Here is a 23,231-nt window from a genome sequence, read left to right as displayed (position 1 = left end):
CATGAAGGTCGGCATCGTCGAGATCGCGGAGCGCGCCGGTGTGAGCGAGGCGACGGTCAGTCGGGTCATCAACCGGCGGCAGGGAGTGGCCAAGAAGACGCGCGACGCGGTCGAGCAGGCCATGACCGAACTCGGCTACGAACGCCCCGTCCAGGGACAGCTCGTCGCGCTCCTCACCGAGCACGTCTCCAACCCCTTCTTCGCCGACGTCGCCGAACGGATCGAGTCCACGCTCGCCCCGCACGGCCTGAAGACGGTGCTCTGCCCCGCGTTCCCCGGAGGCGTCCAGGAGCCCGAGTACATCAGCGCGATCGTGGACAAGGGCATCGCCGCCGTGGTCTTCCTCTCGTCGTCGAACACCGTCGACGGGGCGGACACCGAGACGTACGAGATCCTGCGCGGCCGCCGCATCCCGTACGTCGGCATCAACGGCGTGTTCGCCGACGGTGTGCCCGTGCCGGTGTACTCCACCGACGACGCCCTCGCCGCGGAACTCGCGGTCGACCACCTGTACCGGCTCGGGCACCGGGCGATCGGCATGGCCTCCGGCCCCACCGGCAACCTCCCGGCCGACCGAAGGGTGCGGGGCTTCCTCGACGCCATGGCCAAGAGGGGTGTCGAAGACGCCGAACGGCTCGTGATCCGGCAGTCCTACACCATCGAGGGCGGGCAGGCCGCGGCCCAGACCCTGATCGGCCTCGGGGCCACGGCCGTCGTCGCGGCCAGCGACTACATGGCACTCGGCGCGATCCGCGGCATCCGCCGCCAGGGCCGCTCGGTGCCCGAGGACGTCTCGGTCGTCGGATACGACGGCGCCCTCATCACCGAGTTCGTCGATCCGCCCCTCACCACGGTGCGCCAGCCCGCCGAACGCCTGGCGCTCGAGGTGGGACGCAGCGTGCTCGCCCTGGTCAGCAACAGGGACGTCCCGGTCGGCGAGCTGCTCTTCGACCCGGAGCTGATCATCCGCTCCACCACCGCACCCGCACCGCGGTAGCGGCAACCGAGCCGAGCGCGCCGCGGCGGAACCCCGGTTCCGCCGCGGCGCGCTCCTATGTGCCCGGATGCGTTCTTGCCGGCATCATGCTGCGCTCCACCGCAAGGAGCCATGTCGTCCACAGGGCCTAGCTCACGCAGTGGGGGCAGCCCGTCGCAAGGCGCGAGGACGTCGTGTGCGCCCGGGCGACGGTGAGGTGCATCCTGGAGGCATGGGTGATCCCGCGGGTCACCCCCTCGTCCCCTGCAGCGAGGGAGCGCGCGACGTGAGCCTTCTGAACCGGGCTTCGGGCTCCGACGGTGGTGGAGCGGAGGGCGTGGCGGCCGTGCTCCTCGACGGGCTGGGCCGTGTCATGTGGTGGTCCAGCGCGGCCGAGGAGCTCGTGGGGGAGGACACCGAGGACGTGACCGGGCGCCCCGTGGAGGACGTACTGGGGACGAGGGTGCCGCCGCCGGCGGCCGTCGTGCGTCTCCCCGCCGCCCCCGACGGGGGGTCGCTCCTCGTCTTCCGGGAGCGGGCCCGGTCAGGGGACCGGGAACGGGATCGTGACCTCGGCCGGTCGTTGCTGAACCAGCAGCGCATCGGCGTCGCCGAGTTCGACACGCGACTCCGCCTGACGCGGGCCAACACGGCCATGGAGGCCCTGCGTCCGGCGGGAGCGGGCGCGGCCTGGCTGGCGGAGCTGGAGGACTGCGACAGCGAGAAGCCGGTACGGGAGCTGCTCACGCGAGTGGTGGAGAGCGGCGCCCCGATCGTCGGTGTCGACTGCCGTTCCGGGCCGGCGGGGTCCGACCCGGTCCTGACCCTCGCCTGCTTTCCCATCGACGACGCCCACGGGACCCTGGCCGGACTGGCCGTCGTCGCGACCGAGCCCACCACGCGGCTGCGCGCACACCAGCGGCTCACCGACGCGTACCGGCGCGCCTTCGAGATCGGGGAGTCCCTCGACGTGGTCCACGCGGCGAGGGACCTCGTCGAACTGCTCGTACCCGGCCTCGGTGACCTGGCCTGTGTCGACTTCCCCGACGACGTGCTGCAGGGGCGCGACCCCGCGCTCGGATACCACGGGTTCGAGGCCTCCGCGCCGCGCCGGGTGGCGGTCAAGTCCGCGGACGGCGCATGGCCGGCCGCCATGGTCCAGCCCGGGGAACGCATTCCCCCTGTACCGGACCAGGCCTCGCACGCGGCGGTCGCCGTGGGTGTCGTGCGGAAGGCCGACGCCGCCGCGGCCCGGGCGATGCTCGGCGACGACCCGGAACTGGTCGCCCGCATCGTGCCCGAGCACATGCACAGCACGCTCGGGTGCCCGCTCTACCACCGCTCCAGGCTCTTCGGATACGTGTCGGTGTGGCGCACGCGCACTCCCGAGCCGTTCACGGAGGCCGAGGTACGGCTCCTGCAGGACCTGTGCGACCGCACCGCCGTCGCCCTGGACAACGCCTACCGCTACACCCGGGAACACCGTACGGCCCTCGTCCTCCAGCACAGCCTGCTGCCTCCCGCGGTGACCGTGAGCGCCGCGGCGGAGACCTCGGGGATCTATCTGCCGGCCAGCGGCAGCCTCAGCGTCGGCGGCGACTGGTTCGACGCCCTGTCGTTGTCGTCGATGCGGACCGGCCTCGTCGTCGGCGACGTCATCGGGCACGGACTCCAGGCCACGGCCACCATGGCCCGACTCCGTACGGCGGTCCAGACCCTGGCGGATCTCGATCTGCCGCCGGACGAACTGCTGACCCACCTCGACGACCTCGTGCAGCGCATGCAGGCCGAGGCGGAACAGCCGGACGCCGTGGGCGCCTCGTGCCTCTTCGCCGTCTACGACCCCCTCAGCCGCTTCTGCCAGATGGCGTCCGCCGGGCACCCCGCTCCCGGCCTCCTCCTGCCCGACGGCAGGACCGAGTTCGTGCCCGTCGTCCCGGGGCCCCCACTGGGCGTCGGTGACAACCCCTTCGAGACCTGCGAAGTCGTCCTGCCGCCCGGGAGCGTCCTCGCCCTCTACACGGACGGGCTGGTGGACTACGACCACGACATCGGACGCGGCGGGGAGGAACTGCTGCGGAACCTGCGACGGTTCCACGCTTCCTCCCGGTCCCTCGAATCGGTGGGGCGGGACCTGATCGGCTGCCACCCGAGCCCGGAGCGCCCCGCCGACGACGTGACCCTGCTGCTCGCCCGTACGAGAGCGGTGGCGGACGAGGACACGGTCCACTGGGAGTACCCGGCCGACCCGGCCGCCGTGCATGACGCCCGTGCCGACGTCGACGCCCAGCTCGACGCGTGGGGTCTCGAGGACCTCCGGTTCTCGACCGAACTGATCGTCAGCGAGCTCGTCACCAACGCCATCCGGTACGCGGGCGGTCCGGTCGGCCTGCGGCTGATCCGGGGTCCGGTGCTGGTGTGCGAGGTCTCCGACCCGAGCAACACGCAGCCGAGGCTGCGGCGGGCCCTGATCACCGACGAGGGCGGGCGGGGAATCTTCCTGATCGCCCAGCTCGCGGCCCGCTGGGGGTGCCGGTACGGAGCGCGGGGCAAGACGATCTGGACGGAACAGCCGTTGCGACTGGTGGGACTGCCGGCGTGAGCCGGGGTGTGTTTCCGCCGGCTCGGTCGGATGTCACGGGGAGGCCCGTCCGAGGTCCGTCGGAGGCGACGGCTCGCCCGGACCGGCCTACCGCTCCGGCGTGCTGTCGCGTGCGACCGGCTCCGCCGGGAGCAGCAGTCCGCTCGTCGGGGTGGCGCCGGGGTCCTCGACCGTGGTGATCAGCCGCTCGATCAGTGCGCGGGCGATGCCGGCCAGGGGGAGCCGGACGCTGGTGAGGGTGGGCTGGAGCACCGTACACAGCGGCATGTCGTTGAAGCCGGTGACGGCGACGTCGGTGCCGACCGCGAGCCCGGCGGCGCGGACGGCCTGGTAGGCGGTGAGGGCCAGCCAGTCGTTCGCGCAGATCAGGGCGGTCGGGCGGTCGGGGCCGACGAGCAGCCGCTGGAGGGCGTGGGAGAGCGCGGCCGGGTCGTCGTCGGGGACGCTGACCTCGAAGGCGCCGGCGGGCGCCGCGGCCGCCGCGCGGAGGAGGCCCGCACGGCGTTCGGCGAGCCAGGGCAGGGACGCGGCGGAGTTGACGTAGCAGATCCGGCGGTGGCCCTTTTCGAGCAGGAGCCCGACGACGGCCGCCGTGGCGCCCGCGGAGTCGATGTCGACCCAGTTCTGCGGACGGCCGGGGGCCGTGCGGCCGAAGGCGACGAACGGGAAGCCGGCCTCGGCGAGCACGTCCACCCGGGGATCGTCGTGGATGACGTCGGAGAGGACGAATCCGTCGACCTGACGGGCCGCGATCAGTCCGTTGAAGGACTTGGCGACCGCTCCGGCACCCCGCCGGGGGTCGCAGCGGAACAGCAGGACGCGGTGGCCGACGGCGTCCGCGGCACTGACCAGCGCCTCCAGGAAGCCGCCCATCAGAGGGTTGGGGTCGGCGGGATTGTCGGCGGGCGCCGGATAGCCGATGACCTTGCGGGTGCCGGTGCGCAGGCTGCGGGCCGACTGGTCGGGCTGGTAGCCGAGTTCGTCGATGGCGGCGGTCACGCGGGCGAGGGTGGTGGCGCGGAGCCGGTGAGGGGCGTTGAGGGCGTTCGAGACGGTCTGCCGGGAGACCCCGGCCGCGCGTGCGACGTCCTCGATGGTCACCTGTCGAGCGGTCATCGTTCCTCTGCGTGCGGTGGTCGGCGGGCCGGGGACGGCGAGCGGCCGTCCCCGGCCCGCCGGTCGTCAGTGCTCGCGCGTCAGCGTGAGCAGACCGCCCGTCGGCACGGTCACCGGGTTCACCCCCGCGACGAGGTCGAGGACGGTCTCGGACAGGATCTCACCACGGCAGTCCTGCACGCGGGCGAGGGCCCGTTCCGGCCGGGTGGCCGTCAGGAGTACGACGGGATCGTCGTCCGCGTTGGCGACGAGCAGCGTTCTCGGGCCGTCGGGGCCGTCGGGGCCGTCGGGGCCGTCGGGGCCGTCGGGGCTGTGGGGGCCGTCCGCGCCGTCCGCTCCGTGCGGGCCGTCCGCGCGGTCCGTTCCGTGCGGGCCGTCCGTGCCGTCCCGGTCGGGCAGGGCGACGGGGAGCGGTGCGTAACGGGCGACCACCGTGGTGAGGCCGTCGCCGGCCCGGACCTGGGGATAGCCGAGGTCCGGGCGGGAGGGCTCCAGGGAGCCGACCTGGAGCACGTCGGCGTGGTCGCGGAACACGCCGAGCCAGAAGCGCAGGGTGGCGAGCTGGCCGGGAGTCTGGGCGTCGAGGTCGACGGAGATCTGCGGCACCGAGAACAGGGCGTTGATCAGGTGGACGGCCACGGACTCGGGTGGCTGGGCGGGATGCCACGTGATCATGTCGGCGTGGACGGCGAGCGGGCCCGCGGTGAGCCGGCAGTCGATGATGCGCTGCCGGTTCTCGGCCGGACTGAGCGGGCAGTCGACGGTGCGGACCATGGTGGCGTACGGCCAGAGGCCGGGGCTGACGTACGGCTGGCGGTGCTCGACGATCACGTCGGGCCGGGTGCGGCGCAGCCGGGCGTCGAGATCGGCGAGCAGCCGGCGTACGGCCTCGTGGAGGCTGTCGTGGTCCGCCCCGGACGGGGCGGGCGGGACGTCGGAGACGGCGAAGCAGTCGATGAAGTCGAGCTTCACTCCGTCCATGCCCCATTCCTCGACGGCTCGGGAGACCTTGTCGATCAGGTAGGCGCGGACCTCCGGGTGGCGGGGGTCGAGCACGGCCGCCTCCAGGTTCGGATCCTCGCGCAGGATCGTGCCGTTGAAACGGTCCCAGGCGTCGCTGTGCCGGCCGATGAACGGCACCGCGTACCAGAGGAGGTAGGCGAGACCGGCCCGGTGGACCTCGGCGACGTGGGCGGCGATGTCGGGGAAGGCCGTCCCGTCGGGCTCCCAGTCACCGCTGTGACCGTAGCCGCGGGCCCGGTCGGAGGTCTGCCAGCCGTCGTCGACGATGATGCTCCCGCAGCCCAGCTCGGCGGCGAGTCCGGCCTGGCGCCGGACGACGTCCGCGTCGACGTTCTGGTGGAGGCTGTACCAGGTGGAGTACGCGGGCATCCGCGCCGCCGGCGCGACGCCGGGGTGGTCCGCGCCCTCGGCCCACCAGTCGGTGACGCCCAGCAGGGTGGTGGCGAAGTGGCGGCCGCTGAGGTCGATCCGCAGACGCATCGGCGGTCCGCCCGGCGTGAGCTCCTGCTCGAAGACGAACGTGAACTCTCCGCTCTCCTCCACCACGCCGTCGCCGACCCGCACGGGCGCGGTCGTCTCGCCGGCCGCGGCGGTGCACAGGGCACGGTCATGGGCGCCGACGAGGCTGACGACGGGTACGCCCCGGGCGAACGACACGGTCCGGGGCGCTCGCCATGAGGCCGGAAGCCAGCGGGAGGCGTTGGTGTCGGGCGTCCAGTAGGCGGAGGCCCCCACACAGGGGACGCGCCACTCGGCGCGGAGGGTGACGGCTTCCGCCGCCGTGACCTCGATCAGGGCCACGCCCGGTCCGGGCCGTGTGACGGTGGGCTCCCACGCGCCGCTGCCGAGCCCGGTCAGGTGGACGGTGACCGGGGCTCCGGTGGAGTCGTCGAGACCGGTGACGGCCTGCCGGTGGACGACGGTTCCGGGGAGGTCCCCGGCCGCCGCGCCGGGGCGCCAGACGGGCACGGGCTGCTGCGGAGGCGCGCCGACGTCCGCGTTCGCGGGAGTGGCGTGCGGCGGTGCGGTGGTCACGGTGGTCACTCCTTGGTGGCCCCGGCCAGCAGGCCGGAGATGAACTGGCGCTGCAGGACGAGGAAGAGGGCCATCACGGGGACGGCGGCGATGGCACTGGCGAGCAGGACCTGTGCGTAGTTGGTCGTCGACAGGCCCTGGAGTGTGGCGGTGGCCACGGGCAGCGTGTGCAACTCGGGGCTGCGCAGTGCGATCAGCGGCCACACGAACTGGTTCCAGCCGCCGAGGAAGACGAACAGCGCGAGCGCCGCGATGATGGGCCGGTTGACCGGGATGACGATCCGCCACAGGACCCGTAGTTCGCCGGCACCGTCGACCCGTGCGGCGTCCAGGAGTTCGTCCGGCATGGACCGCAGCGCCTGCCGCATCAGGAAGATGCCGAACGGAGTGACCAGGCCGGGCAGGATGACCGACTCGTACGAGTCGATCAGGCCCAGGTCCATCATCATCTGGAAGATCGGGATCAGCATCACCGTGTCGGGGATGACGAGGGTGCTGAGCAGCAGGACGAAGAAGAGGTTGCGTCCGCGGAAGTCGAACTTGGCGAAGGCGTAGCCCGCGAGGACGGAGACGACGACGGCGCCGACGGTCTGGAGGCCCGCCACCAGGACGGTGTTGAACAGGACGCGGGTGAGGCCGATGGACTCCTGGAGGCCTTGGAGGTTCTCCATGAGGTGGCCGCCGGGCAGCAGCTTCGGAGGCCAGGAGAACACGTCCTTGTCGTCCTGGGTGGCGGCCATGGCGAGCCAGTAGAAGGGGCCGACGCAGAGCCCGAAGGCGCCGGCGAGCAGCAGGGTGAGCAGGGGGCCTCGGTTCTTCATCGGCGGTCTCCCACCAGACGGACCTGGAGGATGCCCAGGACGGACACGATCAGCGCGAGCGCGTAGGCGAGGGCCGAGGCGTAGCCGAAGTCGAAGTACTTGAAGCCGTTGTCGTAGAGGTACATGGTGACCGTGAGAGTGGCGTTGTCGGGGCCGCCGCCGGTGAGGACGTACGGCTCGTCGAAGAGCTGCAGGGTGCCGATGGTGGAGAGCACCACCGTGAGGAGGAGGATCGGCCGCAGCTGGGGCAGGGTGATGGCGAAGAACCGGCGGACCGGGCCCGCGCCGTCGACCATCGCCGCCTCGTACAGCTCCTTCGGGATTCCCTGGAGTCCGGCGAGGTACATCACCGCGTTGTAGCCGGTGTAGTGCCAGGTGAGGACGAGGACGACGCCGACGCGGGCCCAGACGGGGCTGCCGAGCCAGTTCACCGGGTCGATGCCGAAGAGGGAGAGCACCCAGTTCAGCAGTCCGGCGTCGCGGTTGAGGATCACGGAGAACATCACGCCGGTGGCGACCAGGCCCGTCAGAGACGGGACGAAGACGCCGAGACGCCAGAGCGGGCGCAGCCAGACCTTGCCGGAGTTGAGCCCGAGTGCCACGAGCAGGGCGAGGCCGAGCATCAGCGGCACCTGGACGACCAGGATCAGCGCGGTGTTCTTGAGCGCGGTCCAGAACAGCGGGTCGTCCACCAGGCGGCGGTAGTTGGCGAGTCCGGTGAACCGCCGGCCGTCGCCGTTGCCGGTGGTGAGGCTGATCCAGAACGAGGCGGCGATCGGGTACGCCTTGAAGACCGCGAAGCCCAGGACGGCGGGCATGATCAGCAGGTACGGGAACGACTCGCGGGTCAGCAACCGGCGTCGGCCGGGGCGGGCGCGGTCTGGGCGCGGCGTGGCGCGGCGGCCGGCAGGAGTGCGGGCACCGCTGCTGGTCGTGGCGGCGACGGTTCCGGTGGCGCGGGCGGGTTCGGGAGGTGCGAGGGACATGGTCAGGCTGCCTGCTGCCGGCCGGTCTGCTGGGCGAGCTGCGCGGCGGCCGCCTTGAGGGCGCCGGCCGGGTCGGCACCCTTGAGCAGCACCTGGCTCTGGGCGTCGCTGGCGAGCTTGAGGGCCCGGCTGTAGTCGCTGGTGAAGTTGGTCGCCCCGGGTCCGGAGGAGAGCGACTCGACGAGGGACTTCAGCACGCGCTGGCCGCCGTAGAACGGGTGGGGCGCATCGAACATCGGGTCTGCGAAGGCCGCCTTGAGGGCGGGGAAGACGCTCCCGGAGGAGTACATGCGGTTGATCTCCGCCGGCTTGGTCAGCGCGTGTTCGATGAAGCGCCAGGCGGCCTTGCGGCGCTTGCTGGTGGCGGAGACCGCGAGGTAGGTGGAATTGACGATGACGCTGCGCCCTCCCCCGGGGACGGCCGCCGGCGGCTGCATGACGCGCCACTTCCCGCTCTGGGCGGGGAACTTCTCGGCCATGTACCCCACGGCCCAGGCGGCCTCCGGCGCGGTGGCGAGCTTGCCCTGGCTGATCAGCCGCTTCCAGGTGCCCTGGCCCGCGGTGTCGGCGAGCAGGCCGCCGTCGTTGAGCCGCTTGATGACGCCGAGGGCCTTGACCGCGGCCGGGGAGGCGAGGGTGACCTTGCCCTCGTGGTCGAAGTAGAAGGCGCCCTGGAGCTGCATCAGGTTCTGGAAGAAGTCCATGTCCTGGGTGGCGCCGGTCTTGTCGAGCCCGATCAGCTGGGCGCCGGTGGCGGCGCGGATCTTCGGTCCGGCGGCGATCATGTCGTCCCAGCTGGTGAGGGAGGCGGGGTCGACGTCGGCCTTCTCGAAGAAGTCGTGGCGGTAGAACATCCCGAGAGGGTTGACCTCCCACGGCAGGGCGTGGACGGCTCTGTCCTTGCCTATGACGGTCGGCCACAGGCCTTCGACGAAGGCGTCCTTGTACGTGTCGGCGCCGAGCCGGGACAGGTCGGCGATGCCCTCGGGGAACTTGTCCAGGTAGCCGGGCAGGTAGTCGACGCCGATGTGGAGGACGTCGGCGAGGCCCTTGCCGCCCGAGGCGAGCCCGACGGTGATCTTGTCCCAGATCGCCGGCTCGCCGACGTCCTGGATCTCCACCTCGATGCCCGGGTTGGCCCGCTCGAAGGAGGGCACGACCCCTCGCAGGGCCTCCGCCGCCGAGGTCCAGCTCCAGACGGTGATCTTGCCGCTGTCGCCGTCGGCGCCGGCGGTGTCGGAGCCCGACCCTCCGCCGCCGCACGCGGTCAGGCCGAGCCCGGCGGCGGAGGCGGTGGCGAGGTGAAGGATCTGGCGGCGGCTCAGCTGGTGGGACATGTCGGCTCCTGGACGTCGGTACGGGTGTGGATGCGCGTCGTGCGGTGGGTGAGCGTGTGCAGTGCCCGCGCGAACAGGTCCGTCGCGGCGGGCGGGGTGGAGGCGTGCGGGGAGATCCGGATCCACTCGTCCCGGCGCGTGGTGATCACCCCGGCCTCCCCGAGGGCCCGGTGGACGGTGCCGGGGTCATGACCGGGGAGTCGGAAGGAGCCGATTCCGGCGCGCTCCTGGTGGCCGAGCCCGTCCGAGAGGACCTCGGCGCCGGCCGAGCGTGCCCGGTCGAGCAACTCGGCGAGAGTGGCCCGGATCCGGGCACCGACGGCGGCCGGGCCCCCCTGGTCGAGCAGGTTGTCGACGGCCGCTCCGATGGCCGCGGCGGCCGGGAAGTCCGGGTTGGTGGCGAGATGGGCGGCGGCTCCGGGCAGCGGAGGCGCCGGATGCCGCGCCGCGAAGGGTTCCGTGACACCGGCCCAGCCGCCGAGCCCGGGGAGGAGGCGCTCGGCGCATCGGTCGCGGATCAGCAGAAGTGCCGCTCCCCAGCCCGCCCGCAGCCACTTCTGGCCGCCGCTCACGAGGATGTCGGCGGCGTCCGACTCGATCGGGACGGCACCGAGCCCCTGGATGGCGTCGACGATGAGGAGTCGGTCCGGCCCGAGGACCTCCTTGAGGGCGGCCAGCGGTGCGACATGGCCGGTGAGGGAGTCGACGGCGCTGACCGTGAGGGCGGTGACGTCGGGGGTGAGGTTCCGGCGCAGCTGGCCGGCAGTGATGTGCCGGTGCCCGTCCGGGTCGACGAAGCGGACGTCCGGGCCGCCGCGACCGGCGAACCGGAGCCAGGGGTACACGTTGGCGGGGAACTCGGCGCGCGGGACGAGGACGGTGCCCGGCCCCTGGAGGGCGGCGGCGACGGTGAACAGCCCGTTGCTGGTGGAGGAGGAGAGGGCGACCTCGTGGGGCCGGGCGTCGAGGAGCCGAGCCGCGGAGTCCCGCGCGGCGTCGCCGAGGTCGAACAGCCGGTCCAGGTCGCCGGGGGCCAGACGCCCGGCCAGGTCGGTGGCGACGGCGAGCGCGGCACCGGAGGCGCGGGAGAGCGGGCCGACCCTGGCGTGATCGAGGTAGCCCGGCATAGGACCGCTGGGAGCCACAGTTTGATCGTTCAAAATCTGTTCCTCGGTACACCATCAGAAAGAGTGGGTTCGAATTTGAAGGTTCACATTAGGGAGTCGCGAGTGGCACAGCAAGAGGTGTGACACGGCGACCTGAATCGTCTTCGTCCGGCAGTACCTGCACAGCCGCGGCACCTGGCACACCGACCCCGAGAAGACGCGGGTGCCTACTTCCCGGTGCCGCTCATCGGGACCGACACCGCGGGGGTGTCGGGATCGTTGCTGGTGAGGCGGAAGACCGCGGTGGCGATCCCGGCCGTGGTGGGCTGGAAGCGTACGGTGATGTCCTGCTCCTGGCCCGGCTGCAGGGTGAAGGGGAAGCCAGGTCCACCACCGGTGAGGGCGAACGCCGCGCTGCCCGACGCCCGCGCGAAGCCGGTCACGACGAGCGGCGTCGATCCCGCGTTGAACACCTTGGCCACCAGGTTGGACGAGGCGTTCGACGCCACCTTCCCGAACGCGAGGTTGGAGACGACCGCCACCCGGGGACCCACTGTGGTGACCAGCTCGAAGACGCTGCGGCCTTCGGTGCCGACGCGCAGCAACGACGGCGTGCGCGACCAGTCGAGGGCGAGCGACGTGCAACTCGCCGTGGGCAGCCCTACGCCGAGCACGCGCCAGGTCGCACCGTCATCGACGGTGAACAGCACGCCGGTCTGGTTGCCGCAGATCAGTGCCGGCGGCACGACGGGCACGCTGTGGTCGGTCCACGCCGTCCCGTCGGCGGAGGTGAGCACGGTGCCGAAGTCGCCGACGGCGATGAACTGCGAGCCGGTCCAGAGGATCGCGCTGAGCCGGTAGGCCGATCCCGTTGGCTGCAGCGTCCAGGTGACCCCGTCCGTCGAGGTGACGACCTCACCGGAGTTGACCGCGCCGACGAAGCGGACACCGGACCACGCCACCTCAGTGATCTGGTCGGGGGTCGGCGACACGCGCGCCGTCCACGTGCCGCCGTCCGGCGAGGTCAGGATGGTGCCGGTGCCGGTGGCCACGTACTGCGTGCCCGACCAGGCGACGGAAATGAGGTTGGCCGTCGTCGGGGTCGCGTGCGCGGTCCAGGTGACGCCGTCAGGCGAGGTGACCACGGTGCCGGAATACCCGACCGCGACGAACAGGCCGTTGCCCCAGGTGATGGCGAGCAGCGCCTGAGCGGCCGCGTCGTGGACCGAGATCCAGCTGACGCCGTCGGTCGAGCGGTAGACCGTACCGTACGACGCCGAGGTGACCACCAGCACCGCGCCGGACCAGGCCACGCCCTGCAGTGCCTCCGAGGACGGTCCCGCCTTGCGCGTGGTCCAGACGATCCCGTCCGGCGAGGTGAGGATGGCCCCGTCCAGGCCGACCGCGACGAACTGGGAGCCCGTCCAGGCCACGTCGGCCAGCGTGTTGTAGGCGCCCGAGACCCGCGCCGTCCAGGTGAGTCCGTCGGTTGACGTCAGGACCGTTCCGAACAGGCCGACCGCGACGATCACGCTTCCGGAGGTGGCGATGCCGGACAGGCCGTTGCTGGAACCCGGGTCCATGGCGACGCTGTAGACGGGCAGGTCGGGCAGGTTGGTGGTCGGGCTGCCGTCGGTTCCGCTGGCGTCGACCCAGGTCAAGCCGTTGTCGGTGGTCAGGTAGACGTGCTGGCTGCGGTTGGGCGGCGCGATCCCCGAAGCGCCCCAGTAGCCCGCCATCACGCGCTGCGTGCTGAAGGGATCGACCGCGATGCTGGTGACGCCGCGTCCTGGCAAGCCGGTCGAGTACGAGTTCCACGTCGACCCGGCGCCCATCAGCGCGTTGTCCGTCCGCCACATCGAGCCGTCGGTCAGACCCACCCACACGCTGGCGCCGCCGCTGCCGTGAACGGGCGCGATGCTGAGGACACCGGCGGGGAAGGTGTGGATGCTGGTGAAGCTGGCGCCCTGGTCGGTGCTCCGCAGCAACTGCGTGCCCGAGCCGCCCAGCGGCCCGCCGGCGGCGTAGACCCGGCTGCCGTCGCCGGGATCGACGGCGATGGCGCCGACAGCGGGCGTGATGCCCGCCGCGCTGGTCCACGTGGCGCCGCCATCGGTGCTGTGCTGGTAGTAGTCGTTGACCGTGGCGTGGACGGAGAGCGGGGCGAAGGGGTCGACGGCCACCCGGCCGCCGTCGCCGCCGAGTCGGTGGCTCCAGTCGTTGCCGGGCATGCCGGGTGCGCGCTGCGCGGTGCCGTTGTCCTGCGAACCGACGTAGCTGTAGCCGTTGTTCACCGCCGAGTGCCGGCCGATGTCAAGACGGCCGATGCCGACGAGGATGGTGGAGACGCCCTCGTTGAGGTTGGTCCAGGTGCTGCCGCCGTCGCCGCTGACCGCGGTGCCGCCGTCGGTGCCGACGTACAGTCGGGTGGGCGTCGCGCCCCAGTGGGACTGCGGGCTGAAGGTGATGGCGTGATGGTCGACGTGCACCTTGCCCCCGGTCACCGATCCCGGGGCGAAGCTGTCGCCGCCGTCGGTGGACAGGTGCAGCTCCAGGAAGCCCAGGTAGACCCGCCTGGCGTCCTGCGGGTCGACGCCGATGGTCTGGTCGAAGCCGAACTGCGCCCCGGTGGCGGCGGCCGCCGCGGCGGCGGGCTTGAGCTTCCAGTTGTGGCCGTCGTTGGTCGATTTGAACAGCCCCACCCAGGCACTGGACGTTGACGCCGTGGCGTACAGGGTGTGGTCGGCGGGCTTCGTCGACTGCGCCATGGTGACGGTCAGATAGGTACCGGCGGCCGGCGCACCCGGGTTGGCGAACAGGTTTGTGGGGAAGGTGGCGCCGGAGTCCGTGGACTCGAAGATGCCCTGCCCGCGCATGCACGCGTACACCGTGGTCGGCTTCGTGGTGTGGAGGTGAAGGTCCGTCAGCGGGCCACCCAGGACGGGCGCGTTGTTGTCGTAGGCGCCCAGGTTGTTGCCGAAGTCGGCACCGTCGTTTGCGGAGCGGTACACCCCGTTGACGAAGGTGCCCACCAGGACCACTCCAGGGGCGGGGAGGACGATGCGCACCACGCTCTGGCCGAGCATGGCGGCGCCGCCGATCGTGCTCCACGTCTCGCCGCCGTCGACCGAGCGGAACAGCGACGGGCCGGGCGCGAAGGTGCCGCCCGCGTACACGATGTCCGGGTTGACGGGGTCGAGGACCACCGCCCCCATCTGGGTCCACGGCAGGCGGTCGGTCTTCGGCGCCCAGGTGGCGCCGCTGTCGAGGCTCTTCCAGATGCCCCCGAGGGTGGCGGCGTAGAGGGTCTTGTCGCTGCTGCCGCGCGGGTCGACGGCCACGTCGTACACACGACCCGCCACCGGGGCGGGCCCGCCGCCCAGGGGCTGCCGCATGGGGGCCGGCCCCACCTGCCGCCACTGCGCCGCGACCAGCGGAGCGCTGCCGGCGACCCCACCGCCGAAGCCTGCGATGCGCAGCTGCATGCCGTCGCGCTCCAGGCCCTCGACCTGCTGCAGCGCCTCCAACCAGGCCTCACGGTCGAACTCCCCGTCCGCCCGAGCCCGCGCCAGCCGGCGCGCCTCGTGCAGATGCGCCCTGATGGCGATCTCGATGGCCGCATGCTGAGTCATGGCCGGCCCTCCGCACCGCTCGCCTGGGCCCTGCGCCACTCACCTCGCGCGAGCAGGGAGAACACGACGGTGGCGCAAAGGGCGACGGCGACGATCGCCCACTCAAGGGCCCCGCTGTGCTGATCGGGGTCCACCCCGAACACGCCCTCGATCCAGTCGGGCCAGACCAGGGTGACGAGGAACAGGCAGCCGCTGACGGCGGCTGCGACCGTCTCGAACCAACCTCGTGTGCGCAGACGTGACTTCATGTCGTGCCCCTTGACGTGCGGGCAAGCCGCGCGAGCGTCGCGGGCCCTCACCGGGGCGCGGGGACGTCGTGCATTGTCTGGCTCTGATGTCATCTTCAGTAAGCGTCGCTGCCAGGGGTCTGTCAAACGCACCCGGTGCAACCGAAGAACAGCAAGTCGCCGCACGGCAGTCGGTCACGCAGGTCGACCACGTACAGGGCCGCGTCGACACCTGGCTGCTGCCTGGCCAACGCCAACATCCCGGCGCCGGCATCGACGCCGGTGCCGCACCGCGCTCGCGCAGTGCTGCGGACAAAGAGCCCGAGCCGCAGCCGGGTTCGGACCGGCGTGCAGTGCCGTGACCTGCCCGAACGGTTCGGGCCGTGGAGAACGGTCCACGAACGCCATCGACTGTGGTCGGGCGACGGAACGGGGGAGCGGCTGCCCAGGTTCAGCCCTGCAAGAAGCCGGACAGCGTCGCGGCCGACACGGCATACGGCAACGGGCCCTGCCGTCGGTACCTGCGCAGTCGCGGCATCCGGCACACCATCCCCGAGCATGTTGCGGGACAGGGAGGAGCGCGCAGCCCCGTTCCGCAGCCAAGCTCTGGCCCCTACCTCGCCTGCTCCCGTAGGCTGCGTGATCCGCATCGCTCGGGGGGATCATGAGCTTCATCCGCGAACGAAGGCGGTCAGTCTTCCTGCTGCTGACGCTGGCGTTCCTTCTTGGCACCGCAGCCCTGGCCGGGGCAGTGACGGGGGACCAGGGTGGCCTGGTGCTGCTGAGCTGGCCTCGTGAGCAGGCGTTCCTGTTGGCCGGCGTGATTCTGATCCTCCTGGCCGCAGGACGGCCTGCTCGGGGAACGCCGTTGGGAGGTCGCCTGCTTCATGAGCGAGGAGGACGGGCTCCGGGACGCGATGTGGACGTCACCGGACCGGGTCCGCATCACCTTGGGTGGCTGGTCGCAGGAGAGCTATGAAGTGACCATCTCTCCGAGCGGTCAGCCCGACAGGGTCCTGCTTTACGGCAGCCTGATCTGTCCGGGCGACTTGCGCGGGGAATGCCGGAGTTTCTGATCCTGCTGGAAGACGTCGACCCCAGCGGCGCGTCGCCGGGCACCCCTCTGCGCTGGGCGCATCGACTTTCACTGGATGGGTGACCCGCCGGGGCGCGACGGATCCTGCTTCCACCGCGTGCCTGTCGGCACCCATGTGTCAGGGCCGGTTACTGCATGAGTTCCATGTGGGGGTGATCGGGATTCCTCGGGCAGGAGTAGAGCTGTTCCGCGTGGAGGTCGGCGATCTGGATCGCCGTGGGACGGTGGACCAGGTCCCGGACGGGACTCTGGTCAGAGGTCGCGGCGGGCTCGTCCTCGTACGGGATCCAGCTGTGCTGACCGCTGTCCCCCTCGGTCGAGGCGATGGTCAGCAGCGGGTCCATCTCCGTGCCGCAGGCAGGACACGGGCGGGGCGACGGATCGATGTACCCCCACCGGGAGTAGCCGCCGAACTTCCAGCCCGGCGCGACGGACAGGTCACTCCCGTAGTACGACTCGGGGTGGGCGGCGAAACCGCTGTCCAGTGGGGCGCCGCCCGCCTGCCACCGGCTCCAGTCCTTCACCTGCTCCTGCAGCTCCTTGCCCAGGTCCAGGAGGCTGGGGTACTCGGTGACCTGCTCCGGCGCGAGCACGCACGGAACGGGTACGTACTCCTCGGACTCCACCAGGTGCGGTTCCGGAGGCACGGTGAGGAGCTCGGTGACGTCGGCCGCAGTGCGCCAGAACAGCGCGGTCCTGGGCATCCACTGGTCCGGAGGGTGGTCGAAGGGGCACCACAGCACCTGGAGCAGGTCGGCCTCCGGTCGCCCGGGCGGACGCAGCAGGGGGACATCACGCGCGTACAGCTGCGCGACGGGCAGCAGGGGGACCGGAAGCTCGGGCTCGTCGTGATCCCAGTCGAATCGCTGCTCGGCCTGCCTCAAGGCTGCGCTCTCCTCGGGTGTGTAGTCGCCGGCGAGCGGATCGTCCGGCGTCATCGCCCGCCTCACCCGGGCTCGCTGCTCCAGGCGCACCACTGCCAGGAGGCTGCCTCCCCCCTCGTGCAGGGCATCGCAGTGCGGCCATGGTTCGTCGGCGGGCCACAGCAGGGGGCCTCCGACCGAACTGTCATACGGCGTCGGGATCCCCGGGCGCGGGTGCAGTCGGGTCGCCGTGCGGGCCAGTGGGGTCAGCTCCGGGAAGACCGCGGTGACATCGACCGCTCGCGGCGGGGTGGTTCGCATCCTCTTCACAGCCCGAATGGTGCCAGCAGCCTCTGACACGAGAAGGTCCACAACCGGCGTGCACAACGCTCGTGGTCGTGACATCCGGGGCGTGGATTCTGGATCGCGCCGGGCTCGTGGCCTATCCGGGCCTGCCTGGTTCGGGCACCATGAACCGGTCGAGGCCCCCGGGGGCGTACGCGCGGTCGGGGGGCCGTTGTCCGAGAACCGGGGGAGTGGCCGTGGGCAGGTTCGGGCGGGGTGGTCCGGCGACCGAGGTGGACGTTCAACGGCGGGTGCGGCGCAGCCCGTTGCTCTTCACGGCGCCGATCGTTCTGCTCGTCCTGCTGACGGCGGTGCTCGGCTGGGAGATCGTCCGGGCCAACATGACGGAGACGGCCCGGGCCGCATGGCCGTGGCGGCTCGAGCTGCTCGACATGGAGCCGCTCAGCAGCCTGCTCGCGGTCGCGGCCGGAGCGGTCCTCGCAAGAGCCCAGTACGCCCGCACTGTACGGCCGTTGCTCGGCTGGCGCGCCGACTGGACGACCGGGCACCTTGCGGGCGGCGCACCCGAGTGGCAGGTCGGACTGCTCAACGGAGGCTCGCACACGGTGGTCATCGAGGTCTACGAATGCCGGGCCGTCCTGCGCGGCGCGGACCCGCAGCACGCCGGCCCGTGGACTGACGTCCAGGGCGTGGCGGAGGTGCTGACCGGGGCAGGGCTCACCGTCAGGGAGGACTTCCAGCTGGTCACCATGGGGAACTTCCCGCTGGTGGGCACCAGCACCTACGAGACGACGATGCTCGGCGCCTTCTCCCGGCGTTTCGTCGACGAGGTCGAGGCGCTCCACATCAGGGTCCGCGTCGGCGACGTCGTCGGGGACAGCCACGAGCGGATCCTCGACGCCCTGAAGGGCGCCCGCTCGACCTCGTATCAGCGCCCGGCGCCCTGACCGTCGAGCCAGCGCAACACGCCGGGCAGCGCCAGCTGGGCCGCGAAATGACCGGCGTCCGGTACGAGGACGGGCTCGGCGCCGGGGATCCGGCCGGCCAGCCAGCGGGTGTGCGCCACGGGCGAGAAGGCGTCGTCGAGGCCGTGCCACAGCAGTACGGGCGCGGTCACGGAGGCGACGTCGAAGCCCCACGGGCCGGCGAAGGCCAGGCAGTCGTCGAGCCAGCCGTGGTGCGAGACCCGCAGGGCCTCCCGGTACGTGCGCAGCAGCACCGTGCGTACCCGGGGGTCCTCGACGACTGGCCGGTCGTGGGGGGAGAGGCCGTCACGCAGGTCGTCGAGGAGGCGCTCCGGGTTCCGCCGCAGGACGGCGGCCCGGGCGGCCAGGTCCCGCTCGAGCCCACCGGGGTCACGTCCGTCCAGATGAGCGTGGGCGAGACCGTACTCGTGCACGTTGAACGGGGTCATGCCCGCGTACCAGTCCAGACCCGCCGCGTCCGGCGGAGCGAGTCCGACCAGTACAGCGGCTGCCCGCACCCGGTCCGGCAGCAGCGCCGCGCACGCGAGCGCGTGCGGGCCGCCACCGGACCGGCCGACCACCGCGAACCGCTCGACGCCGAAGGCGTCGGCGACAGCCGCCGCGTCCCGCGCCGCGTCGGCGACCCGGCGACCCGGGGCGCGCTGGGAGTCCCCGTAGCCGGGACGGTCGTAGGAGAGGAACCGGAAGCCGGGGTGCTCCGCGGCGAGCCCGGGCAGCAGGGTTCCCAGACGGGTCCCGGGCGTCCCATGGAGGAGAACCACCGGAGACCCCGAAGGATCGCCCCAATCCTCGGCCACCAGAAGCCGACCGTCGGCGGTGCGCACAGGGTGTCCCATGAGGGGAGCCTAGGGGGTGCCGCCGGGAGACGTCGTCGAGACCGAAGGCACACCGTGTCCCCGCTTCGGTCGGCCGGACCCTCCTCGTCTGCGCGGGGTGCGGTGCGTGCCCCCAGGCCGACCAGCGAGCGACTGCGGCGCGCCCGCTTCCGTGCCCGCTTCCGCTTCCGCTCCCGATCCCGCTCCCGCTCCCGCTTCCGTGCCCGCTTTTGCTCCCGCTGGAAGCCGTGGAGTGCGCGGCGCTCTCCGGCATAGGAGCCTGGTGGTGTGGTGAAGGAAGGGAAGGCGGCGACCGGCGCGCACCGGCGGGGCTGGCTGCGCGGGGCCCCGCCGCCCCGCTGGGTGCGGGTCCTGCCCGTGTTGCTGCTCGTCGGGGTCGGCGTGGCCTCCTTCACCGACTCCGTCCCGGTGGACATCGGCTTCCTGCTCGGCGCGGTGCCTCCGCTGGCCGTCCTGGCCTACGGACCGGTGGCCACGGCCCTCCTCGGTGCCGCGACGATCGCGATGCTGACCGTTCCCGGCTTCCATCTGGACCGGCCGGGCGACACCGACCTCTTCACCCTCGGCTTCGTCGCGACCCTGAGCGTCTTCGTCTCCTTCGTCCGCGGACGAAGAGACGAGCAGCTCGACCTGGAACGTACCGTCGCCGAGACGGCCCAGCGGGCCATCGTCCCGGACGTACGGCGGCGGGTCGGCCCCGTGCGCTGCGCGAGCCTGTACCGCGCCGCCGAGCGCGGCACCCTGGTGGGAGGCGACTTCTTCGACGTCCGGCCAGGCCCCCACGGGGTACGGGCGGTCCTGGGCGACGTACAGGGGCACGGTCTGTCGGCCGTCGCGACGGTGGCCTCCGTCATGGGGGCGTTCCGCGAGGCCGTACTGGACGACGTGGACGCGGAGTCGATCGCGGCGCGCCTGGACCGGAGGCTCGTGGTCGACTCGGCGCGGAAGGAGCACGCGGAACTCTTCGCCACGGCCGTCCTCCTGGACTTCGCGCCGCACGGGCCGGAGGTCCGTGTCCTGGCCTGCGGCCACCCGCCGCCCGTCCTGGTGCGCGGCGGAACCGTGAGCACCCTCGAACTCGACCCCGGACCGCCCCTGGGAATGGGCCTCGCCGACGTCGCGCCCGGAACCGCCGCCACGGTGTCGCTGCTGCCCGGGGACCGGCTGCTCCTGGCGTCGGACGGCGTCCTGGAGGCACGCGATGCCTCCGGGGCCTTCTACCCGTTCGCCGAGCGTCTGGCCCGTATGACCGGTGTCGGCCTGGACCAGCTGCCCGACGAGATCTGGACCGACCTGAGCCGCTTCTCTCCGAAGATCCAGGACGACGTCACTCTCCTGATCCTCACCTTGGACGGCTCGGGGCCGGACTGACGGGACCGGCCGGTCGGGAGCCTGCCCGACATCAGGACGTGTCACCGCGCGGAGGCCCGGGCCTCGGCCCCTTGCTTGAGGTCACGCAGCCACGCCTCCAGACCCTCCCGCAAGGAGCCGGGTTGCGACGGGAACGTCCGCCTCGACCTCGGCGCCGGTGTGAGTCTCCTCGGTCCCCACCAGAACCCCGCTCCTGACCTGGGTGAACGTCCACACGTGGATGCCGCCGATGCGCAGCCCTTCGCCGATCGCGGGACCGGTCCGGCGGATGCACCGCCCGTGCTCGATCTGCCGGACGGTCCGGCGTCGCGGCGGTGCTGATGAGGCCGAGCGCGAGGGGGACCGTCAGCAGGGCGGCGCGGGCGCGGGTCATGGGGATCTCCTCCGGTCGTTGATTTCAGCTTCTCCAGAAAGAGTGAAGCTAGTACGTTCGTTAGATGTTGTAATCGCGAAACGAGGGGACCCCGACTGCAGCACGGAGCCCAGCGGGAGGTGCTGGTCCTCCTCGTCGGGGAGCCCATCGCCGTGCCCCGCGAGGGTCGCCGGCATCGTCGTCATCGCCCGTTCGTGACCGGCGCCTGGTGCGAATGCCGTGACGGCCACTGTGATCTGATGGAGAGGCACCTCGCGACCGATCCGCCGAAGCATGTCAGGAGAACCCTTGAAAAGATGGACGGCCTTCGGAGCCATCGCCGTGGGTGCGGTGATGGTCGGCCTCGACCTGTCCGGCGTCCTTCCGGTCCCCTACTCGATCTTCGCCGTCCTCGCCGGGACCGTCCTCGTCGTGGACGGGGTGCGAAGGATCGTCGAGCTCCGGCGTACAGAGGACCCTCGGAAGTCCTAGGAGCCGTCACGGCTCTGGAACGTCTCAAGGTCCGCGGCTGACGCACCGGCGCGCGGGGGGACTCGGTGCAGGTGCGGACGGGGGAGTCTTCGGTGTTGCGCGACAGGCTGCGGGCACGGTTCCGGTACTGGTTCGACGGCACGATGGACCGGGGGACACCGGCCCTGATCAGCTGGCTGGCACTGGCTTCGATGCTCCTCATCGTGGCGGCCTCGACGCTGGTCGTCCTCTTCACGGACACAGACGCCGAGGACAACGGCGGCTGGGCCGGCGTGGCCTGGATGAGCCTGCTCCGCACGCTCGATCCGGGCACCATGGGCGGGGACACCGGAGGTCCGGTGTTCCTCGCCCTGATGCTGATGGTGACGATCGGCGGCATCTTCATCGTCAGCGCGCTCATCGGTGTGCTGACCACCGGCCTGAACCAGAAGATCCAGGAACTGCGCAAGGGCCGTTCCCAGCTGATGGAGCGTGGACACACGATCGTCCTGGGCTGGTCGGACCAGGTCTTCACGGTGATCGCGGAGCTCGTGGAGGCGAACCAGAGCGAACGCCGCTCCTGCGTGGTCGTCCTCGCCGACCGTGACAAGGTCGCCATGGAGGACGCGATCCGGGCGCGGATCCCCGACATGGGCAGCACCCGCGTCGTCTGCCGATCCGGCAACCCACTGGTACGGGCGGACCTGGAACTGGTCAGCCCGGACACGGCGAAATCGATCATGGTGCTGCCGCCGGTCGGTGACGACAGGGACGTGGACGTCATCAAAATCCTCCTGCTGCTGCACAGCCGTACCTGGCGGGGGACCCGGCCCCACGTCGTGGCCGCGGTGCACGACTCGGACAACCTCGCGGCCGCCCGCCTGGCGGCGGGGGAGGGGGCGTTGGTGATCGACGCCGAGGACATCGCCGTACGCCTCATGGCACAGGCCCATCGGCAGACCGGCCTGTCCGGCGTCTTCAACGAACTGCTCAGCTTCGTCGGCAACGAGTTCTACCTGCGCGAGGAGCCCGCCCTCGTCGGCACGACGTACGGAACGGCGCTCCACGCCTTCGAGACCGGGACGCCGGCGGGGCTCCGCAGGAGCGACGGGCAGGTGCTGGTGAATCCCGCCATGGACACGGTCATCGACTCCGGCGACCAGCTGCTCGTGATCGCCGAGGACGACCTGCTCATCCGTCTGGCACGGACCAGACCGCCGATCATCGAGTCGGCCATCACCTCCGCCCCGGCCGAGCGGCCGGACATCGACCGGACACTGCTCATCGGCGAGAACTCCCGTACGACGAAACTCGTCACGCTGCTCGACAGCTTCGTCCAGCCCGGCTCGACCCTCGACATCGCCGCGCCACGGCGGCCGGACGCCGCACTGAACCAGCCGGTGGTCAATCTCAGCCTGGGGTTCAAGTACTGCGAGCCGACGCGCAGGTCCTCGCTGGAGTCCCTCGACCTCGGCGGCTACCGGCACATCGTCGTCCTCTCGGACGACACGTTCGCCGCCGGGCCCGCCGACGACCGGACCCTGGTCACGCTGCTGCACCTGCGGGACATCGAGGAACGCCTCGGAGACCCGTACTCGATCGTCACCGAGATGAACGACGACGCCAACCGCGAGGTCGCCCAGGTCACCAAGGCCGACGACTTCATCGTCAGTACCAAGGTGATCAGCCTCCTGCTCACCCAGCTGACGGAGAACCGCGACCTGTACGACGTGTTCACCGACCTCTTCAACCCGGAGGGCTCGGAGATCTACCTCAAGCCCGCCTCCGACTACGTCGTCCTCGGGGCGGAGGCCAACTTCGCCACCGTCGTCGAGGCCGCCCGGCGCGAGGGGGAGACGGCGATCGGCTACCGACTGGCCCGGCACGCCGACGAACCACCCGGCTACGGGATCTTCCTCAACCCGCCGAAGACCACCCCACTGATCCTCGGGCCCAAGGACGCCGTCGTCGTGCTCGCCGAGGAGGAAGACGCCCTCTCGTCGGCAGGCGACCACCGTGCCGACGGCAGGGCGGGGCGTGCGCGGCCCGCGTGATCACCCGTACGACCGACCCCACCACCAGGCTCGTC

At 71.6% G+C, this 23,231-nt stretch carries 17 protein-coding genes and 2 pseudogenes; 8 read left to right on the top strand and 11 right to left on the bottom strand.

All coding sequences use genetic code 11. The features are described 5' to 3' along the window. Window position 1 precedes the first annotated feature (1 nt). Window positions 2-997, top strand: coding sequence for a LacI family DNA-binding transcriptional regulator (locus ACN9MM_RS01345; RefSeq protein ID WP_426361882.1), 996 nt, complete (start codon window positions 2-4; stop codon window positions 995-997). A 265-nt stretch (window positions 998-1,262) separates the two neighbouring features. Continuing rightward, window positions 1,263-3,578 (top strand): SpoIIE family protein phosphatase, encoded by a 2,316-nt coding sequence (locus ACN9MM_RS01340; protein WP_426361881.1) that lies wholly within the window; start codon window positions 1,263-1,265, stop codon window positions 3,576-3,578. An 87-nt stretch (window positions 3,579-3,665) separates the two neighbouring features. Here the strand turns inward: ACN9MM_RS01340 and ACN9MM_RS01335 are convergent, their stop codons facing one another. The 8 genes from ACN9MM_RS01335 to ACN9MM_RS01300 all read right to left on the bottom strand — a co-directional run bounded on the left by ACN9MM_RS01335 (window position 3,666) and on the right by ACN9MM_RS01300 (window position 14,882). Continuing rightward, entirely contained in the window at window positions 3,666-4,694 is a 1,029-nt protein-coding gene (locus ACN9MM_RS01335; RefSeq protein ID WP_426361880.1) for a LacI family DNA-binding transcriptional regulator, read from the bottom strand. Window positions 4,695-4,760: 66 nt separating this feature from the next. After that, the gene (locus ACN9MM_RS01330; protein WP_426361879.1) at window positions 4,761-6,752 is read right to left on the bottom strand and encodes a glycoside hydrolase family 36 protein; all 1,992 of its coding nucleotides are present in this window, start codon (window positions 6,750-6,752) and stop codon (window positions 4,761-4,763) included. Window positions 6,753-6,757: 5 nt separating this feature from the next. Further along, window positions 6,758-7,573, bottom strand: coding sequence for a carbohydrate ABC transporter permease (locus ACN9MM_RS01325; protein ID WP_382856794.1), 816 nt, complete (start codon window positions 7,571-7,573; stop codon window positions 6,758-6,760). Next, entirely contained in the window at window positions 7,570-8,559 is a 990-nt protein-coding gene (locus ACN9MM_RS01320) for a carbohydrate ABC transporter permease (protein ID WP_426361878.1), read from the bottom strand. The genes ACN9MM_RS01325 and ACN9MM_RS01320 overlap by 4 nt, the downstream gene beginning before the upstream one ends. A gap of 2 nt (window positions 8,560-8,561) precedes the next feature. After that, complete coding sequence (locus ACN9MM_RS01315) at window positions 8,562-9,896, bottom strand: ABC transporter substrate-binding protein (protein WP_426361877.1); 1,335 nt, start codon at window positions 9,894-9,896, stop codon at window positions 8,562-8,564. Next, the gene (locus ACN9MM_RS01310; RefSeq protein WP_426361876.1) at window positions 9,881-11,041 is read right to left on the bottom strand and encodes an aminotransferase class V-fold PLP-dependent enzyme; all 1,161 of its coding nucleotides are present in this window, start codon (window positions 11,039-11,041) and stop codon (window positions 9,881-9,883) included. The genes ACN9MM_RS01315 and ACN9MM_RS01310 overlap by 16 nt, the downstream gene beginning before the upstream one ends. A 188-nt stretch (window positions 11,042-11,229) precedes the next feature. Then, window positions 11,230-14,634: a hypothetical protein gene (locus ACN9MM_RS01305; RefSeq protein WP_426361875.1), complete on the bottom strand. Its 3,405-nt coding sequence runs from the start codon at window positions 14,632-14,634 to the stop codon at window positions 11,230-11,232. Further along, window positions 14,631-14,882 carry an ABC transporter permease gene (locus tag ACN9MM_RS01300; RefSeq protein WP_426361874.1) on the bottom strand — a complete coding sequence of 84 codons (252 nt, stop codon included), beginning with the start codon at window positions 14,880-14,882 and terminating at the stop codon, window positions 14,631-14,633. The genes ACN9MM_RS01305 and ACN9MM_RS01300 overlap by 4 nt, the downstream gene beginning before the upstream one ends. Before the next feature lie 321 nt (window positions 14,883-15,203). Here ACN9MM_RS01300 and ACN9MM_RS01295 point away from each other — a divergent pair. Both ACN9MM_RS01295 and ACN9MM_RS01290 read left to right on the top strand, forming a co-directional pair. After that, a pseudogene (locus ACN9MM_RS01295) lies at window positions 15,204-15,305 on the top strand (transposase); the annotation flags it as partial. Window positions 15,306-15,748: 443 nt separating this feature from the next. Beyond that, entirely contained in the window at window positions 15,749-15,937 is a 189-nt protein-coding gene (locus ACN9MM_RS01290; protein WP_426361873.1) for a hypothetical protein, read from the top strand. Window positions 15,938-16,085: 148 nt separating this feature from the next. Here the strand turns inward: ACN9MM_RS01290 and ACN9MM_RS01285 are convergent, their stop codons facing one another. Beyond that, window positions 16,086-17,141: a hypothetical protein gene (locus ACN9MM_RS01285; RefSeq protein WP_426368627.1), complete on the bottom strand. Its 1,056-nt coding sequence runs from the start codon at window positions 17,139-17,141 to the stop codon at window positions 16,086-16,088. 257 nt (window positions 17,142-17,398) lie between these two features. Between ACN9MM_RS01285 and ACN9MM_RS01280 the strand changes: the two genes are divergently transcribed. Beyond that, window positions 17,399-18,073, top strand: a complete 675-nt coding sequence (locus ACN9MM_RS01280; protein WP_426361872.1) for a hypothetical protein — start codon at window positions 17,399-17,401, stop codon at window positions 18,071-18,073. Here the strand turns inward: ACN9MM_RS01280 and ACN9MM_RS01275 are convergent. Further along, window positions 18,055-18,948 carry an alpha/beta fold hydrolase gene (locus tag ACN9MM_RS01275; RefSeq protein ID WP_426361871.1) on the bottom strand — a complete coding sequence of 298 codons (894 nt, stop codon included), beginning with the start codon at window positions 18,946-18,948 and terminating at the stop codon, window positions 18,055-18,057. The genes ACN9MM_RS01280 and ACN9MM_RS01275 overlap by 19 nt on opposite strands. A 267-nt stretch (window positions 18,949-19,215) precedes the next feature. Here ACN9MM_RS01275 and ACN9MM_RS01270 point away from each other — a divergent pair, with 267 nt between their 5' ends. Next, window positions 19,216-20,319: a PP2C family protein-serine/threonine phosphatase gene (locus ACN9MM_RS01270; protein ID WP_426361870.1), complete on the top strand. Its 1,104-nt coding sequence runs from the start codon at window positions 19,216-19,218 to the stop codon at window positions 20,317-20,319. A 41-nt stretch (window positions 20,320-20,360) separates the two neighbouring features. Here ACN9MM_RS01270 and ACN9MM_RS01265 read toward each other — a convergent pair. Continuing rightward, window positions 20,361-20,619: pseudogene (locus ACN9MM_RS01265) on the bottom strand (SRPBCC family protein); the annotation flags it as partial. Window positions 20,620-20,980: 361 nt separating this feature from the next. Here ACN9MM_RS01265 and ACN9MM_RS01260 point away from each other — a divergent pair. Both ACN9MM_RS01260 and ACN9MM_RS01255 read left to right on the top strand, forming a co-directional pair. Next, on the top strand, window positions 20,981-21,163 hold the full coding sequence (locus tag ACN9MM_RS01260; RefSeq protein WP_426361869.1) for a hypothetical protein: 183 nt from the start codon (window positions 20,981-20,983) through the stop codon (window positions 21,161-21,163). Between the two features lie 92 nt (window positions 21,164-21,255). Then, window positions 21,256-23,196 carry a CASTOR/POLLUX-related putative ion channel gene (locus ACN9MM_RS01255; protein ID WP_426361868.1) on the top strand — a complete coding sequence of 647 codons (1,941 nt, stop codon included), beginning with the start codon at window positions 21,256-21,258 and terminating at the stop codon, window positions 23,194-23,196. Window positions 23,197-23,231: the final 35 nt, after the last annotated feature.

Origin of the sequence: Streptomyces sp. E-08 (assembly GCF_049913095.1) — a bacterium.
Lineage (GTDB): Bacteria > Actinomycetota > Actinomycetes > Streptomycetales > Streptomycetaceae > Streptomyces.
The sequence above is the reverse complement of the archived record's forward strand: the minus strand, read 5'-3'. Positions and strand labels throughout refer to the sequence as shown.